The following is a 16,936-nucleotide window of genomic DNA, read 5'->3' on the forward strand; positions in this document are numbered from 1 at the left end:
TTAGTCTCAATTTTAGACAACGATAAAGAATAATCTCTTTTCGTTACGCCCCTTCATTGTGTAAATCAAGATTAACTAGCTCGGCCTCAGATTCAGCTTTAGCATCATCGCCACGTAACGATTCTACGTACTCTAGATATTCTTGATTAATATCACCCGTGACGTATTCACCACTGAATACCGACGCCTCAAAACGTGCAATGTCTGTATTGCCAAGGCCAACGGCTTCAACAAGGTCGTCAATCGTTTGGAATATCAGTTCATCCGCGCCAATCTGTTTACAGATCGCATCGTTGTCACGGCCATGCGCAATCAGCTCGTTCGCACTTGGCATATCAATCCCATACACGTTAGGGAAACGAATTTCTGGTGCCGCGGAAACCATGAACACCTTCTTCGCGCCTGAATCTCTCGCCATTTCAATGATCTGTTCTGAGGTTGTCCCACGAACTATCGAATCGTCTACTAGCAGTACGTTCTTATCCTTGAATTCAGAGCGAATTGCGTTGAGCTTACGGCGAACTGATTTTTTACGCTGCTGCTGACCCGGCATGATAAACGTTCGACCTACGTAGCGGTTCTTAACGAAGCCTTGACGGTATGGAATGTCAATCGCTTGGGCAATTTGCAATGCGATGTCACACGATGTCTCTGGGATTGGGATAACCACATCAATATCAAGATGGCCATATTCATCTTTAATACGTTCACCCAGTTTTCTACCCATTTCAACACGAGCACTGTAAACGGAAATTTTGTCGATAAATGAATCTGGTCGAGAAAAGTAGACATACTCAAATAAGCAAGGGTTTAAAACCGGGTTGTCTGCACATTGCTGTGTAAACAACTGCCCATCAAACGTTGCGTAAAGCGCTTCGCCTGGTGCCACATCACGTACAAAATCAAAGCCAACCGCATCTAAAGCGACAGATTCTGATGCGACCATATATTCGGTGCGACCATTGATTTCACGCTTACCTAAACATAATGGGCGAATCCCGTTTGGATCTCTAAATGCAATCATACCGTGGCCAATAATCATGGCGACAACAGCGTATGCGCCACGAATAGTGCGATGCACGTTAGTCACAGCACGAAAGACATCTTCAGATGTGACATTCCCTTTAACCATATCAATTTCATGTGCTAACACATTTAGCAGCACTTCCGAATCTGACGTGGTGTTGATATGACGGCGATCTTTCTCTGCTAATTTTTCACGAATTTTGTGAGCGTTAGTTAAGTTACCGTTATGAGCTAAAGTGATACCAAATGGAGAGTTAACATAAAATGGCTGCGCTTCAGACGCACTAGAACTGCCTGCTGTAGGATAACGTACATGACCGATACCCACATCACCTTGTAGGCGTTGCATGTGTTTTGCTTCAAAGACGTCTTTCACTAAACCGTTTGCCTTACGCAGACGGAAACGATTGCTTTCTATGGTACAAATACCCGCAGCATCTTGGCCACGATGCTGCAACACAGTCAATGCATCATAAATAGACTGGTTTACAGGCGTTGCGCCCACGATTCCAACAATACCACACATGGCCTAACCCTCGATTATCGACAATTGCTGGCGCTACAGTGCGCCAGATAAAAAAGTTGATGTTGCTTGTAAGTGCTCGAAAAATGGCGCGATGATACGGCTAAACTCAGGTACCAATTGCGAACTTTTCCACCACTCAGAACTTGGAAGTGCTGTGAAAGCATCCATAAAAAACAGTGCTGCCGAGACGATCAGTACCCCTCTTAACGCTCCGAAAACAATCCCTAAGATTCGATCGGTCCCCGATAGCCCTGTCTTTTCGACAAGCTGAGCGATAACGTAATTCACTAATGCTCCAACAATGAGCGTAGCGATAAACAGCACTGCAATCGCGGTTCCATTGCGAAACATGTCATCTTCAATATTGGTGAAATAAACCGCCAATTTTGCGTAATACTGGCTGGCAATAAAGAATGCGCCACACCAAATAACCAACGACAAAGCTTCTTTAGCAAAACCTCGAACTAAACTGATCAAAGCGGATAGCCCGATCACCCCTAAAATGACAATATCTAACCAATTCATGTTTTCTGCATCTTAAGTTGGCGCGCATTTTAACAGAAAAAATGCTGACGCAAACGTTTTCTTATGGATTTAGTGGTTTAAATTTAAGCAATCGACCATTTGAACCGGTAATTTTCTTTAGTTCAACCAGCTGTTGCTCAAGTTTACTTTTTGACACATCAGGGCCAATAATGACACGGGTGAAACCATTCTCGTTCTTTGTATGCGCCTGATAGCCTCTTTTCTGTAAATCTTTGACTAAAGTTTCTGCGTTATCTGCATTTTTCAATGCCATTAACTGAATAATCCACGCACTGTCTACATAGTCATTTTTTTCATCTACAGAGTTTACCTTCGTGGGTAACGGTTGGCTTGTGTCTGCGACTTCGCCATCATTTGTTGTATCGCCGACGGTGAGTTCTACAGGCGACTCAGGTAACACAATCTGATCTTCAACTGGATCGAGAAGCTCAAACACTTCCATCTCACTTTCAAGCTCTGGCTTTATAGGAATACTCGCGATTTCATCTTTATAGTGCTCCTTTTTACCATCGAGTAGGTCTGGCAGTACGATAATTCCCACTGCAACTAAGATAACCGTACCGACTAAGCGGCTATGGAATTTACTGGCCATTTATTCTCCTTTATCTCGCCAATGCTCTAAGACTTCACCAACCGTATGAAATGATCCAACGACGATAATGACATCTTGCTGGTTCGCCTGTGTCAATGCGCCATTAAATGCCTCTACGGGGTTAGAGTACTTCCCTTGGTAACTCGGCAAATGAATACTTAATTCTTCGACAGAAGCCGCTCTAGGGCCGTGAAGAGAAGCTGGATACCAATAAGTCACAACTGAGGTTAACTCGTCTAGCGTCGATTCAATGTCTTTGTCATGAAGCATTGCCACGACAGCGTGTATGCTCTTATTTGGATACTGCTCTTGAAGTGATGCCACTAAGTATTTAGCCGAATGTGGATTGTGCGCGACATCGAGCACGATCGTTGGATCGGTGGAGATAACCTGCATACGCCCAGGAAGCTGTGCCGACTTCAATCCATTAACAATGTTGATATCTGTCAGTTCAAGGTTCGCCGCGGCAAGTGCCATCAAAGCCGTTGCTGCATTGGGTAAAGGCAGTTGAGGAATGGGCAATGAATCTAACTCAAATGTGCCACTTTTCCAGCCCCAGGTCTTATCGGTTTCTTTATGATAGGTGTACTGAATGCCAACTTGATAAAAATCAGCACCAATATCGTCGGCATGAGCGGCGACGGTCGCGGGCGCTTTAGGCTGACCACAAATAGCAGGACGGTTAGTTCTGTAAATCCCAGCTTTTTCAAAGCCAATGACATTGATATCATCACCAAGCCAATCGACATGATCGACAGCTAAGCTAGTAATCACAGAGACATCGTGATCCACGACATTAGTCGCATCAAGTCGTCCACCTAGCCCCACTTCAAGCAACACGATATCCACGTGTTCGGTTTGAAAGGCACGCAACGCAGCCAAGGTCCCATATTCAAAGAAACTCAGGCTAGTCTCACCACGCGCTTTCTCGATAAAATCGAAAGCCGAGCAGTGCTTTTCATCACTGAGATCAACGCCGTTAATGCGTACGCGTTCATTGTAGCGAATTAAATGAGGGGAGCTGTAAACACCAACGCTGTAACCGGCATCCAGAAGAATGGATTCCATCAATGCACAGGTTGACCCTTTGCCATTGGTTCCAGCCACGGTAATTACTGTTGGAGCAGGTTTTGTCAGTTCTGCTGTTTTAGCCACCGCTTGAACACGGTCAAGGCCTAAATCTATCGCAGAGCTATGAATGTTGGACAAATAATCAAGCCACACCGTTAAGGGAGATGTGGCTTGAGGAATTGGATTTTGAGTCATCTAACTATAACCAAATAACGGTGGTTTATTGTTAGTAGCTACTTTACCCTTTTTCAGCGGATTCTGGTACTTGATATGCTGCTTCGTTTGGAGAATCGTTAACAGAAACCACCAATGGAGACGTACGGTTCGTCAGTTTAGCCACTAGGCTACCCACACGTTGACGCATTTCTCGGCGATCAACAATCATATCAATAGCACCGTGCTCTAACAAAAACTCACTGCGTTGAAAGCCTTCAGGTAGGTCTTCACGCACTGTTTGTTCGATAACCCGGCGTCCAGCAAAACCGATTAAGGCTTTAGGTTCGCCAATATTGATGTCACCTAACATAGCTAAGCTTGCAGAAACACCACCCATTGTTGGGTCCGTCATGACTGAAATAAACGGTAAACCTTTTGAAGATAAACGCTCAAGCGCCGCACTGGTTTTTGCCATTTGCATTAGAGACATCAATGCCTCTTGCATACGAGCACCGCCACTGGCTGAAAAACAAACCAAACCACAGTTATTTTCAATAGCCGCATCAACAGCACGTACAAAACGAGCCCCCACTACAGAGCCCATCGAGCCGCCCATAAATGAGAATTCAAAGGCACAAGCAACCAATGGCATGCCTAACAGCTCACCTTGCATAACGATCAACGCATCTTTCTCACCACTGTTTTTCTGGGCAGCAGAGATACGATCTTTATACCGTTTTGAATCTTTGAATTTCAGCTTGTCTTGTGGTTCGAGCTCATTCGCCAATTCAACTCGGTTATCAGCATCCAAAAACGTTTCAAGACGACGACGCGCCTTCATTCTCATGTGATGGCCACACTTAGGACACACCTCAAGGTTACGTTCTAGTTCTGCATGATAAAGTACTTGTTCACAAGAAGAGCACTTAGTCCATACCCCTTCAGGGATAGACGCTTTACGAGAACTGCCTATGTTGCTTTTTTCTAATATCTTTTCAAGCCAACTCATGGAAGACCTTTTCTATCTAGTCTTACGCCTAATTACGCAAGATACAAATTCGGGATTTACGCGTGAAGGATTAAAGCATAATAAATGCCAGCTGTAGACAAAAAACTGGTTGTACCTATTTCCTGTATCGATATCTCACGAGCAAAATGTTAAAAAATGACCAAAATTAAACATTATGACAGGTCATTAGGCAAAAATAGCGGCCCTAAAGGCTCTCTAGGCAATTGATAGTGCGTGGGATAATCAACATCTATCAAATATAAACCTGCGGCTTTTGCCGTAGCAGAGGCCAGTTTTCTGTCTTTGGCTTTGAGCAATTGATCTATCCATTGAGGGGCTTGTTCCCCCTTACCAACGGTAATCAGACTGCCAGCAATGTTTCTCACCATATGATGGACAAACGCGTTGGCCTTAATATCAATCACAACATAATGCCCATGACGAGTCACATTCAAGTGCATAATATTACGCCAAGGGCTGCGAGATTGACAATGGATCGCTCTAAAGGACGTGAAGTCATTCTCACCGATAAGGTATTGACCTGCAAGGTGCATTTTATTGGCATCAAGCTCCCCGTGATAATGGCTTAATCCAGAAGCAAGAATCCCAGGTCTTAAGGCGTGGTTATAAATGACATAACGATAACGGCGAGCCGTCGCGGTAAATCGAGCATGAAACTCTTCATCAACCACATGTGCCCAACGAACCGCAATATCTTTAGGGAGATTAGCGTTTACCCCCATCGTCCAAGCAGCGGGCTTGCGCATACATTCGGTATCAAAGTGAACGACTTGACCTGTGCCGTGCACTCCTGAATCGGTACGCCCTGCACACTGAACTTCAACAGGATGATTAGCGATGATACTTAAGGATTTCTCTAGCTCTTCCTGAACACTCGTGACATCCCGCTGGCGTTGCCAACCATAATAATTAGTGCCATCGTATTCGATGCCCAGTGCTACTCTCATGTTCATTTACTCTTAAAATCCGGCCGGCGATTATAATATCAATACCAATAAATATCTAATGTGACAAACAAAAAAGGCAGCAGACGCTGCCTTTCGTTGTGTGGCTATTAGCCACGTCGTATTGCATCAATTAAGCTTTTAGCTTCTCGTCGTATCGTATCTGAGCCATCTACAATCGCTTCTTCTAGTAGTTTAATGGCCCCATCAGTATCATTCATTTCCATGTAGATTTTAGCTAGGTCCATTTTACCTACGGCTTCGGCGTTACTGTCCACATCTTCAAATCCAATGTCACCAATAACGTCAGGAAACTCATCAAGCCCAACGTTGAGGTTTAACTCTTCATCATCAGGGTTCGATTCATTCGCTTCTTCGCTTTCAACTTCTGCCATTAATTCATCAATAGTCCGATACTGATCCACCTTTGAATCAAAATCTTCTTGATGCTCCCAATTTTCGTCAGAAACAACCGCCTGCTCCGGTTTATTTTCTTCACTCCAGATGGCTTGCTCATCTTCAGGGATGTCAGTCGAAATATTCGCTTGCTGTTCAGCCGATAGATTAAAACCATTCCAATCCTCGCCACCGACTTCCAACATCGCATCGATGTCCATGCCCGCACTATCGGTCGTTTTTGCATCAAGGGCGGAATCAAATGAGAATGAACTTGACGTAAGTTCGTCTTCATCTTCGGAAAGCAGCTCCGACAACGCGCTTTCATCAAAGCCATCTTTAGACAATGAATCCAGATTTTGAGCTTGGAATACATCAAACAATGCATCCTGCTCTGATATTTCACCGGCTTCATCAGGCTCCAAATCTGGCGACATATCCGGTGATTCCGTTACACCAGAAGGCTCTGAAGTTTCTGGCTCGATAGGCATATCTGCCAAGGCATCTTCTTCGCTGTATTCTGGAAGGTCGACTTCATCGAAAACCTCGGGTTCATCACTGCCTTGTTCTATTACATCGCCTGAGGTGTCCGATGAAATGGGCATATCTGCCAAGGCTTCTTGTTCGCTGTATTCGGGTAAATCTCGCTCATCAAAGGTTTCGGGCAGTTCATCAGAAATGACTTCAGAAGCGGATTCTGACATTTCTTCTACCGAATCAGTTTCCGGAGCTTCACCTGTCTGTTGAGTCTCGGTTGCTTCTGATCCCTGAGTGTCTTGTTCCTCAATCGCCTCTAGAGTATCCGCTGCTTGTTGACTCTCTACTTCTTCTTGAGTCTCGACCTCTTCTAGAGCACCTATTTCTTCTTCGGTACCAGCGTCTTCAACCGCCTCTCGTTCGTCAAGCGTCTCAATGTCTTCAACCGCCTCGGCCTCGTTTAAAGACTCAGCATCACCGAGAAGATTTACATCGCCTTCATCCACTGGCAGCTCTGCCAACGCATCTTCTTCTGTATATTCTGGAAGCTCTAACTCATCAAACGTTTCAGGCAATTCATCAGAAGCGGGCTCTGGCATTTCTTCCGCAGATTCAGCGTCTAGTGCTTCGACTGTATCTTGAATGTCAGGTGCTTCTTGTCCCTGAGTTTCTTGAGTCTCAATCGCCTCTAGAGTATCGACTTCTTCTTGAGCCTCTACTTGTTCTTGAGTCTCGACCTCTTCTTGAGCACCTATTTCTTCTTCAGCTTCTTCTTCATCACCAGCGTCTTCAACCGCCTCTACTTCATCTAGCATCTCGATGTCTTCGAGTGCGTCAGTCTCATTTAAAGACTCAGCATCACCGAAAGGATTTATGTCGTCTTCGTGCACTGGCAGTTCAGCCAACGCATCTTCTTCTGTGTACTCTGGAAGATCCAGTTCATCAAACGTCTCTGGGAGTTCATCTGAAATGGCTTCAGACACAGTCTCTGACGCTTTTTCTACCGATTCAGCTTCCAGTGCTTGAGTTCCATCTAGAGAATCGTCTTCTTCTGGCGCTTCCGTTTCATTTAGCACCTGATCCGATAACTCTCCGCCAAATTCGACATCAGGCAGTTCGAAGTCATCGACTGGATCAGGTAATTCTTCAGCTAATACCTCATTAGCTAAAACACTTTCCGCTTCGATTTTCGGAGAATCCAGTTCATCGTCTATTAACCAGTCGTCATCCTGCGGCGTGCCAAATTCGTTCGGTATTGCTGTCGGCTCTGGCTCTGGCTCTGGCTCTGGCTCTGGCTCTGGCTCTGGCTCTGGCTCTGGCTCTGGCTCTGGCTCTGGCTCTGGCTCTGGCTCTGGCTCTGGCTCTGGCTCTGGCTCTGGCTCTGCATGGTTTAGTTCGGTTAAATCGGTGTCAACATCTAATGACAAATTATCTGCCACAGATTCTTCATCTAGACCTAGGTCTGCTTCATCATCAACTTGCAGGGCATCACCGAGTTCTGGTGCTGCGTCTTCAACACTGAAAGCCGGTTCTAACTCTTCAGAGATGCTCGATTCATCATTGAAATCAGAATCTAAAGGATCGGAAGCGTCCAGTAATGGATCAGACTGCGGGGCAGAACTCAGCATGTCATCAATAAAGTCTTCACTATCAAACTCTACTGACTCTGACTCTGACTCTGGTTCTGGTTCTGGTTCTGGTTCTGGTTCTGGTTCTGGTTCTGGTTCTGGTTCTGGTTCTGGTTCTTTAGCATTGTGCTCAGCAATATCCGTTTCCACAACGTCTGGTGTCGGTAAATCATCGCCAATAAGATTGTCTTGCTCAGCCTCTATCGTTTGCTCTTCTATTGACTGTTCTTCAGTCGGCTGTTCTTCTCTCGACGAATCTTCCATCGCGTCGACTTGAGCATCATGTTCACTATCGCTTTCTAACCCTTGCTGTTCAATCTCCAACAGTTCATCAAACAGTTCTGTACCATCGGATTCAAGATCATCGCTCGACGCCAGCAATTCATCTAATGTTTCTGTTTCATCTAGAGTCGGGGTCGAGTCTGCCGAGTCAATCAACTCGTCCAATAGATCGATGCTGTCGTCTTCGATTTCTATCGGGTCGCTATCGAGTTCATCACTTCCATTAATAACTTCATCAAGGGTTTGTGTCGACTCGTCACGTATATCAAGCTCGCTCTCATCATCGGATTCAGACAACAGCTCATCAAGCAGATCCGTGCTATCAGAACTGATATCAATATCCTCCGAATCTTCTGCTGTACTTGCAGCATCCGACTCAGACAACAGGTCATCCAATAAGTCGGTACTGTCAGAACTAACGTCAATCTCTTGATCTTCTTCTAAAAGTTCATCGAGCAAAGCGGTTTCATCAATAGACTGCTGCTCTAACGATTCGAGATCAGCTTGAGACTCAATCTGCGCAAACAGATCATCGATTTCACTATCACTGGCAAGCGGTGCATCGCTTAAATCAAATTCATCCTCTGTCTCTACTGACGCCAATATATCGTCGATATCATCATTAGATGGCTCTTCCACATCAAGATTGAAATCATCCGCGGATTCTTCCAATAGCGAATCGATATCAAATGTATCATCACTGTCAGCGTCATCGGCTGCTTCACTGAGTAGTTCATCGAGTAACGATTGATCTAATTCATCGTCAGCGAGGTCTTCGGTCTCTTGATCGCCAGATAATAGAGCCTCGATATCATCCTGAGACATTTCGCCGTCATCAGACAGGTCAAAAGCATCGTCATCATTGGATTCATCGGTCGAGGCTTCATCCAGCGCTCGCTCCATCTCCTCGAGCCCAAGTGCTTTATCATCAGCGTTGACACTAATGCCGTTTGAGCTTGTATCTATATCCTCAATATCAGCATCGAGATCGCCATTATCAGCGATGTCTGCAAACGGATCGGATCCATCTTCATCTTCTAGGCTGAAATCTAAATCATCGTCATCTAAGCCCGCGAATATATCGTCTTCAGCGTTCGAATCGTCTAAATCAATGTCATCAGAAAACTCTGGCTCTATCTCATCATTATCACTAAACAAGTCGTCATCAAGCAGGAGATCATCGTCGATGCTCTCATCCAAGTTTGAAGGTGGGACAACAGGCGCTTGAGATGCTGATGCCTCTTTAGTGACAATAGATTCTTCCTGTTCATTTTTCTTCGAACGACGACCAATCAACAAAATAACAATCAACCCAATAATAAGCCCAGGTATGATCGCCATCGCTGCAACAAACAGGTTATTCGCTAGTAGTTGATCCAGAAGCGATGGTTTTAGCTTTTGCTGCTCTGCCAGCCTATCACGCTCTTCTTGAAGTAGTTTTTCTACTTCTGAGCGAATTCTATTTTCATCTCCGAGTTCATCTTTTAAGCCATCCACTTCTAATTGAACTTCAGACAGCATTAAGCGTAATTTGTGATTTTTTTCTTCTAACGCCATCAATTCGCTTTCAGAAAGGTCCAACTCATTTTTCAGCATTTCAACTTGCGTGTCTTTTATCGCTGGTGCTGGTGAAACGGTCGGAGTTGGGGCGACGACCTTTGTCTGATTGTCTGTGCTGTTAGTCTTAACATCACTTGGGGCTATTGTTTCTTTGACTGGATCTGGGGTGGCAGCCGCTACCTCTACAGGTGTTGGTGTAGCCTTACCGGTGAGCTTGGCCTGGTGTGCGGCCATCACATTCACCGCTTCTTGCGTAGAAACGTTTTGCACTTGGGCTAATGATGGAATGCGTAAATTGCTCCCCGGAATCAAACTGTGAATATTTTGATCTTCAAATGCACGGGGGTTTAATTGATAAATAGCCAACAAAGTTTGTTGGACTGACAAGTTCGGGGAAGGCTTAACTTGAGATGCTATTCTCCATAGCGTGTCTGTGCCAGTGGTAGGCCCATAAAATTGAGCGGGTTCACTGCTGCGTGAACGTGTGATTTGTTCCGAAAACTGGGGAGAGGGTTGTACCTCACCATTTGGACCTTTCAGGCGAATGCTTTCTGCACTAACGATAGAAGTCTGAGTCACGGCAACTATTGCTAACGGCAATAATAGTCGTTTTAAAATTTGACGCATATAAAGGCTCAGTTTTGTGCTTATGAGAAAAAAGTTATGATCTGTTAAATATATCGGATAAACCGAGTAAAACTATAGGATGAGAGGCAAAAAATGTGTGGCGGATGGAATATTAGCAGGAATCTCACAGATTTCTGCTCGAATTAGACCCAATCAGAGAAAAAGCCTCACACAGTGGTGAGGCTCTAATATTCACGGCAATGTGGGACTAAAGGTAGTCTCTGATTAAGAGTTCAGCGATTTGAACCGCATTTGTTGCTGCGCCTTTACGCACATTATCTGCAACTACCCACATGTTTATTCCGCTATGGTGGCTAATATCGTTACGGATACGCCCTACCATGACGTGATCTTTACCGTTCGCATCGACAACCTGAGTTGGGAACTCATTGCCTTGAAATACTTCGATACCATCGGTATCTTCTAGCAATTGAATGGCTTGCTCAGCACCTATCGGTGAGCGAGTTTCTATGTGCAAAGATTCTGCGTGGCCATAAAAAACCGGAACTCGAACACAAGTTGGATTGATGGTGATAGAGGAATCATTAAAGATTTTCTGCGTTTCCCATACCATTTTCATCTCTTCGCGAGTGTAGCCATTTTCTGTAAACTCATCAATTTGAGGAATACAGTTAAATGCGATTTGCTTAGAGAATGCCGACGTATCTGCTGGCTGACCATTGAGTAGTTTTGCCGTTTGCCCCGCCAGTTCATCAATACCAGCTTTGCCTGCGCCAGAGACTGATTGATACGTTGAAACGTTAATGCGTTCAAGACCCACTTCATCGTGAATAGGTTTTAACGCCACCACCATTTGAATGGTTGAACAGTTTGGGTTGGCTATGATGTTACGGTTACGAAATTCAGCAATCGCCTCTGGGTTGACTTCTGGAACAACAAGAGGGATGTCATATTCGTATCGAAACTTAGAGGTATTGTCGATAACAATCACACCTTCGTCTGCCGCAATTGGCGCCCACTTCTCAGACAAGTCACCACCTGCCGAGAAAAGAGCAATATGCACTTGAGACCAATCGAAATCTTCGACGTTTTGTACTCTTACTGTTTTACCATTAAAGCGATATGTTTTACCTTCGCTGCGCTCACTGGCAAGCAAGTACAGCTCTCCAATCGGAAACTCACGCTCTTTCAATACTTCGATGATCGTTTCACCGACTGCACCTGTTGCGCCTAATATCGCAACATTAAATTGTTGGCTCATTACTTACCTCAACGTTAAAACCTAGATCAGCCAGTGGTTGTAGATTGCAATCTTCACCACCAACTAACGTGACCGCACTGTATTCACGGCGGTCCCAATACTGCTTTCGCATTAAATCAAACGAACCCGGTTTCGCAATTTCACGACGAAAAACTGCGTCATCTCTGCGTACATCATATATCAACTGGGTAATATTATTCAGTGTTGCTTCATCCCATTCGCGTTCTAACTTTAATTGAGAAATTGGCGCATCGGGTAATAAATCGGGAGCATCGGCTTCTAATGTGTTGCCTAAAAACTGACAGTACGAATTAAATATCATTGTCGTGCCGCGGGCTTTTCCTTCTAAACCGTAACCAGCCACATGCGGGGTGGCGAATGCTAACAGAGGAAGCAGATCCATATCAACTTTCGGTTCAAATTCGAATACGTCAAGCGCGGCAATAAAGCCATCTTGGCGGTGTAAACGCTGTTTTAACGCTTGATTATCAACAATCGGCCCTCGTGCTGCATTAATCAGAATTTGATCCGCTCTAAGACGTTGAAGTATAGCGTCGTTGATCAAGTGGTGCGTAGGATGTTCGCCATCTGCCGTGATTGGTGTGTGAAGAGAGATGATATCCGCAGCTTCGAGCAAATCGTTTAATGGGGTGAATGCTCGAGAGTCGCCTTGATCTTGTTTAGGAGGGTCATTGATCAGCACTTGGATACCGATGCCTTCCAAACACTGCGCTAAATAACTGCCAACTTGCCCAGCGCCAATAATCCCAACCGTTTTATCAAAGATTGAAAAGCCATGTTGCTGAGCCAATACCATCATCACACTGACAACGTATTCCGCAACGCCTACCTTGTTACAACCAGGGGCGGCGGTAAATTGAATGCCTTTCGATTCCAATAACGATTGATCAACGTGGTCCATCCCAGCGGTTGCGGTGCCCACAAACTTAAGCTTATTGGCCTTGGCAATCAGGCTTTCATTGACCTTTGTTACCGAGCGAATCATTAACGCATCAATATCAACCAGATCCTCTGCGGTTAACGTTCTGCCGGGCTTGAGTATCACCTCACCCAACTGGCTAAACAGCTGTTGTGCGTAAGGCATATTTTCATCAATGAGAATTTTCATAGTGGTAACCGTAATGAACTAAAAAACAAAGAAAATGATTCAAGTGATTGTGCTTAAAACTAAAGCTTGTGTAAACCAATGCTTCTGTCGAGCAGAAATAAAAAGGCCCGACTCCAAAAGGAATCGGGCGAAACATCCAGAACAAAAGGAATTTGTCCCGCTCTCCGTGGGACAAAATTTGCGTCTGTTCAACCGCCCTATCAACTAAGGCGGTCAGCTCTGGAAACTGGTGCGCTCACTTGAGCGTCATTCAGTTATTAGCCTTGGTACTTTTTGATGACTAGTGTCGCGTTCGTACCACCAAAACCAAAGCTGTTAGACATCACTGTAGTGAGCGCCTGTTCACGTGTTTCAGTCACGATATCAAGGCCTTCAGCGGCTTCGTCTAGGTTTGAAACATTAATGCTAGGAGCGATGAATCCGTGCTCTAACATTAGCGTTGAGTAAATCGCTTCATGGACACCAGCAGCACCAAGTGCGTGACCTGTCATCGCTTTCGTTGCTGATATTGCAGGGCTGTTTCCGCCAAAGACTTCTTGAATAGCGCCAAGCTCTTTCACGTCACCAACGGGCGTCGAAGTACCGTGAGTGTTCACATAATCAACACCATCGACATCTTGCATGGCCATCTTCATACAACGTACTGCGCCTTCACCTGAAGGAGCGACCATGTCGTAGCCGTCAGACGTCGCGCCGTAACCGACGATTTCACCGTAAATTTTCGCGCCACGAGCGAGAGCATGCTCTAACTCTTCGACCACGAGCATACCGCCACCGCCAGAAATAACAAAACCGTCACGGTCTGCATCATAGGTGCGAGACGCTTGCTCTGGTGTGTCATTGTACTTAGAAGAAAGTGCACCCATTGCATCAAACATCATGGTCAAAGACCAATCTAGCTCTTCACCGCCACCCGCAAAAACGACATCTTGCTTGCCCAGTTGAATAAGCTCCATAGCGTGGCCGATACAGTGCGCTGATGTTGCACAAGCGGAACTCATTGAGTAGTTAACACCGCGGATTTTAAACGGCGTGGCTAAACACGCAGAAACCGTCGAAGCCATGGTACGTGGAACCATGTAAGGTCCAACACGTTTAACGCCCTTGTTACGAAGAATATCAACCGCGTTCACCTGGTTCAGTGACGATGCGCCACCTGAGCCTGCAACAATACCAGTACGCTCGTTTGAAACCTGGTCTTCAGTCAAACCAGAATCCGCAACGGCTTGTTCCATAGAAAGGTATGCAAACGCTGCCGCATCACCCATAAATCGCATTTTCTTGCGATCGATATGGTCTGCAGGCGTCATTTTAAGGTTACCCCAAACTTGAGAACGTAAGCCATTTTCTTTGAACTGTTCTGAAGCTGTGATACCTGATTTACCTGCTTTTAAAGACGCTAAAACTTCTTCGACGTTGTTACCGATACTTGAAACAATACCCATACCGGTGATTACGACTCGTTTCATGTGACATTCCTATAATTCAAAATTCTGCTAGATAATAACTAAGAAGGCGAACAAAAGTGGTCAGCTTTCCTATAAATTCGTACAATCTCTTTCTATATATGGCCCAACACTGCGAATTTCAATCTTTATGACTTCAATAACTCACGCTCAGATCGCATGGAATGAGACGGGAACACCCGTTTCTGACCAGTTTGATGATGTTTATTTTTCCAACGCAAATGGCCTTGAAGAGTCTCGGTATGTCTTTCTTGATCAAAACAACCTTGACGCTCGCTGGGAAAACCTTAATCAGCGACGCTTTGTTATTGCAGAAACCGGATTCGGCACTGGCTTGAACTTTCTAGCGGCTTGGCACCGATTTGATGCCTTTCGACAACAGCACCCCGAGTCCGCAGTAAAAGAGTTGCATTTTGTGAGTTTTGAAAAGTACCCGATCACGATCACTGATCTCATCAAAGCTCACCAAGCATGGCCTGAGTTGGCTCAATATGCAGAGAAGTTACAGCAATACTACCCTATTGCCATCCCAGAATGTCATCGTATTGTTTTAGACGATGGTGCCGTCACACTCGATCTGTGGTTTGGCGATATCAAAGAGTGTATGCCACTCGTACCCACTCCGAAACTAGGACTTGTAGATTCATGGTTTCTGGATGGGTTCGCCCCAAGCAAAAACCCAGAAATGTGGAATCAAGATCTGTTCAATGGCATGGCGGCACTGGCTAAACAAGATTGCACCTGCGCCACATTCACAGCAGCAGGCTTCGTTCGTAGAGGGCTGATTGAAGCAGGGTTCGAGATGAAAAAAGTGAAAGGCTTTGGCACCAAGCGAGAAATGATTGCGGGTCATTTGCCGATTAAGGCTCCAGCCAGCAACATTAAGCCATGGTTTGCTTTGTCAGAGCCTAGCCACAACGAGGATATCGCTATAATTGGGGGAGGCATTGCCAGTGCTGCCTTAGCGAAAACACTCGCGAGACGAAATAAAACGCTGACCCTTTACAATGAACATAAAGCGGCCGCAGGTAATGCATCAGGCAACAATCAGGGGGCGATTTATCCACTTCTGAGCGAAGAAAAATCCAATGTATCTCGTGTCTTTGGGCCAGGCTTGTTGTTTGCTCGTCAATTTATTAATCAGTCAAGCAAAAACATCGCCTTTGACCATGACTGGTGTGGTGTCAATATCCTAATGTGGAACGATACCTCACGTAAGAAACTCGAACGCATGCTCGCTGGTCACTTTCATACCGACTTAATCACCAGACAAGACGCTCAGCAAACTAACCAAACCGTAGGCCTAGACACCGATATGGAAAGCGTTCACTTTCCACTTGGGGGCTGGGTAAGCCCATTGCAATTAACCCAAGGTTTGCTAAACCAACTTGAAAAAGAACGCGCATTAACAGTGCATTATGAACACCATGTGGATTCAATCTCTTGGGTGGAATCAGAGCAAAAGTGGGCACTGACCATAACAACGCCTAGGGGGGTGGTGACCACTCATCACCACCAAGTGGTCGTCGCCAACGGGCATAAGTTCAGTCAATTAGAACCCACTAAGGCCATTCCCTTGACCCCAGTCAAAGGTCAGGTCAGTCATGTGCCAACAACAGAGAATTTGAGGAAATTAAAAACAGTCTTATGCTTCGATGGGTATTTGACACCACAGAACCCAAAGAACGGACACCACTGCATAGGGGCTAACTACGATAAGAGTAATATCAATCAAGAGTTTGATCGTGAAGTACAAGCGCACAATGGTCAACGGTTGGCCGCATGCCTACCAACACAAGAATGGGCCAACGACATTGACACCAGTGGTAATCAATCTCGACAAGGAATACGCAGTGTTAGCCGCGATCACCTCCCGTTTGTGGGGAATGTTGGTCACTTTGATGCCATTACACAACAGTATCAAAACCTCCATAATTTCAACCCTAAGCGAGACTCTCTTGATACTGTTGAACCTGTCAAAAGCTACCCAAACCTCTATTGTTTTGTCGGCTTAGGCTCTCGCGGGTTAAGCTCTGCTCCATTATTAGCGGAAGTACTGGCATCACAAATCTGTGGCGATCCTTTACCACTGCCTGTTGATGTTCTAGAAGCGATTCACCCGAGCCGAATGTGGGTAAGACGGTTGAGGAAAGGAAAAGCACTGACGGCTGGCTGGGTATCGGATAAAAAAGCTTAACCCCAAAAGCAAAAAGCCCGAATCGCTTAGTACGTTCGGGCTTTTTGCTTGAATCTGTATT

11 protein-coding genes are annotated in these 16,936 nt (G+C 45.3%); 1 reads left to right on the forward strand and 10 read right to left on the reverse strand.

Annotation, left to right across the window (positions count from 1 at the left end; all coding sequences use genetic code 11):
* Positions 1-43 precede the first annotated feature (43 nt).
* The 10 genes from purF to fabB form a co-directional block, all read right to left on the reverse strand.
* Positions 44-1,552, reverse strand: a complete 1,509-nt coding sequence (purF, locus tag QF117_RS16435; protein WP_282386873.1) for an amidophosphoribosyltransferase — start codon at positions 1,550-1,552, stop codon at positions 44-46.
* 33 nt (positions 1,553-1,585) lie between these two features.
* The gene (locus QF117_RS16440) at positions 1,586-2,077 is read right to left on the reverse strand and encodes a CvpA family protein (protein ID WP_017038057.1); all 492 of its coding nucleotides are present in this window, start codon (positions 2,075-2,077) and stop codon (positions 1,586-1,588) included.
* A 61-nt stretch (positions 2,078-2,138) separates the two neighbouring features.
* Positions 2,139-2,690 (reverse strand): SPOR domain-containing protein, encoded by a 552-nt coding sequence (locus tag QF117_RS16445; protein ID WP_282386877.1) that lies wholly within the window; start codon positions 2,688-2,690, stop codon positions 2,139-2,141.
* Positions 2,691-3,956 (reverse strand): bifunctional tetrahydrofolate synthase/dihydrofolate synthase, encoded by a 1,266-nt coding sequence (gene folC / locus QF117_RS16450; RefSeq protein WP_282386879.1) that lies wholly within the window; start codon positions 3,954-3,956, stop codon positions 2,691-2,693. It lies immediately after the preceding gene.
* A 43-nt stretch (positions 3,957-3,999) separates the two neighbouring features.
* Entirely contained in the window at positions 4,000-4,926 is a 927-nt protein-coding gene (gene accD / locus QF117_RS16455) for an acetyl-CoA carboxylase, carboxyltransferase subunit beta (RefSeq protein WP_282386880.1), read from the reverse strand.
* 173 nt (positions 4,927-5,099) lie between these two features.
* Positions 5,100-5,894 carry a tRNA pseudouridine(38-40) synthase TruA gene (gene truA / locus QF117_RS16460; RefSeq protein WP_282386882.1) on the reverse strand — a complete coding sequence of 265 codons (795 nt, stop codon included), beginning with the start codon at positions 5,892-5,894 and terminating at the stop codon, positions 5,100-5,102.
* Positions 5,895-6,001: 107 nt separating this feature from the next.
* Positions 6,002-10,621 carry a FimV/HubP family polar landmark protein gene (locus tag QF117_RS16465; RefSeq protein ID WP_348984839.1) on the reverse strand — a complete coding sequence of 1,540 codons (4,620 nt, stop codon included), beginning with the start codon at positions 10,619-10,621 and terminating at the stop codon, positions 6,002-6,004.
* A 448-nt stretch (positions 10,622-11,069) separates the two neighbouring features.
* A complete protein-coding gene (locus QF117_RS16470; protein WP_282386885.1) occupies positions 11,070-12,083 on the reverse strand; it encodes an aspartate-semialdehyde dehydrogenase in 1,014 nt (337 codons plus the stop codon).
* Positions 12,067-13,212: a 4-phosphoerythronate dehydrogenase gene (locus QF117_RS16475; protein ID WP_282386887.1), complete on the reverse strand. Its 1,146-nt coding sequence runs from the start codon at positions 13,210-13,212 to the stop codon at positions 12,067-12,069. Before QF117_RS16475 ends, QF117_RS16470 begins: the two co-directional genes overlap by 17 nt.
* A 257-nt stretch (positions 13,213-13,469) precedes the next feature.
* On the reverse strand, positions 13,470-14,681 hold the full coding sequence (gene fabB / locus QF117_RS16480) for a beta-ketoacyl-ACP synthase I (protein ID WP_017036027.1): 1,212 nt from the start codon (positions 14,679-14,681) through the stop codon (positions 13,470-13,472).
* A 127-nt stretch (positions 14,682-14,808) separates the two neighbouring features.
* Between fabB and mnmC the strand changes: the two genes are divergently transcribed.
* Positions 14,809-16,875: a bifunctional tRNA (5-methylaminomethyl-2-thiouridine)(34)-methyltransferase MnmD/FAD-dependent 5-carboxymethylaminomethyl-2-thiouridine(34) oxidoreductase MnmC gene (mnmC, locus tag QF117_RS16485; protein WP_282386893.1), complete on the forward strand. Its 2,067-nt coding sequence runs from the start codon at positions 14,809-14,811 to the stop codon at positions 16,873-16,875.
* The last annotated feature ends 61 nt before the right edge of the window (positions 16,876-16,936 follow it).

Origin of the sequence: Vibrio sp. YMD68, from assembly GCF_029958905.1 — a bacterium.
GTDB lineage: Bacteria > Pseudomonadota > Gammaproteobacteria > Enterobacterales > Vibrionaceae > Vibrio.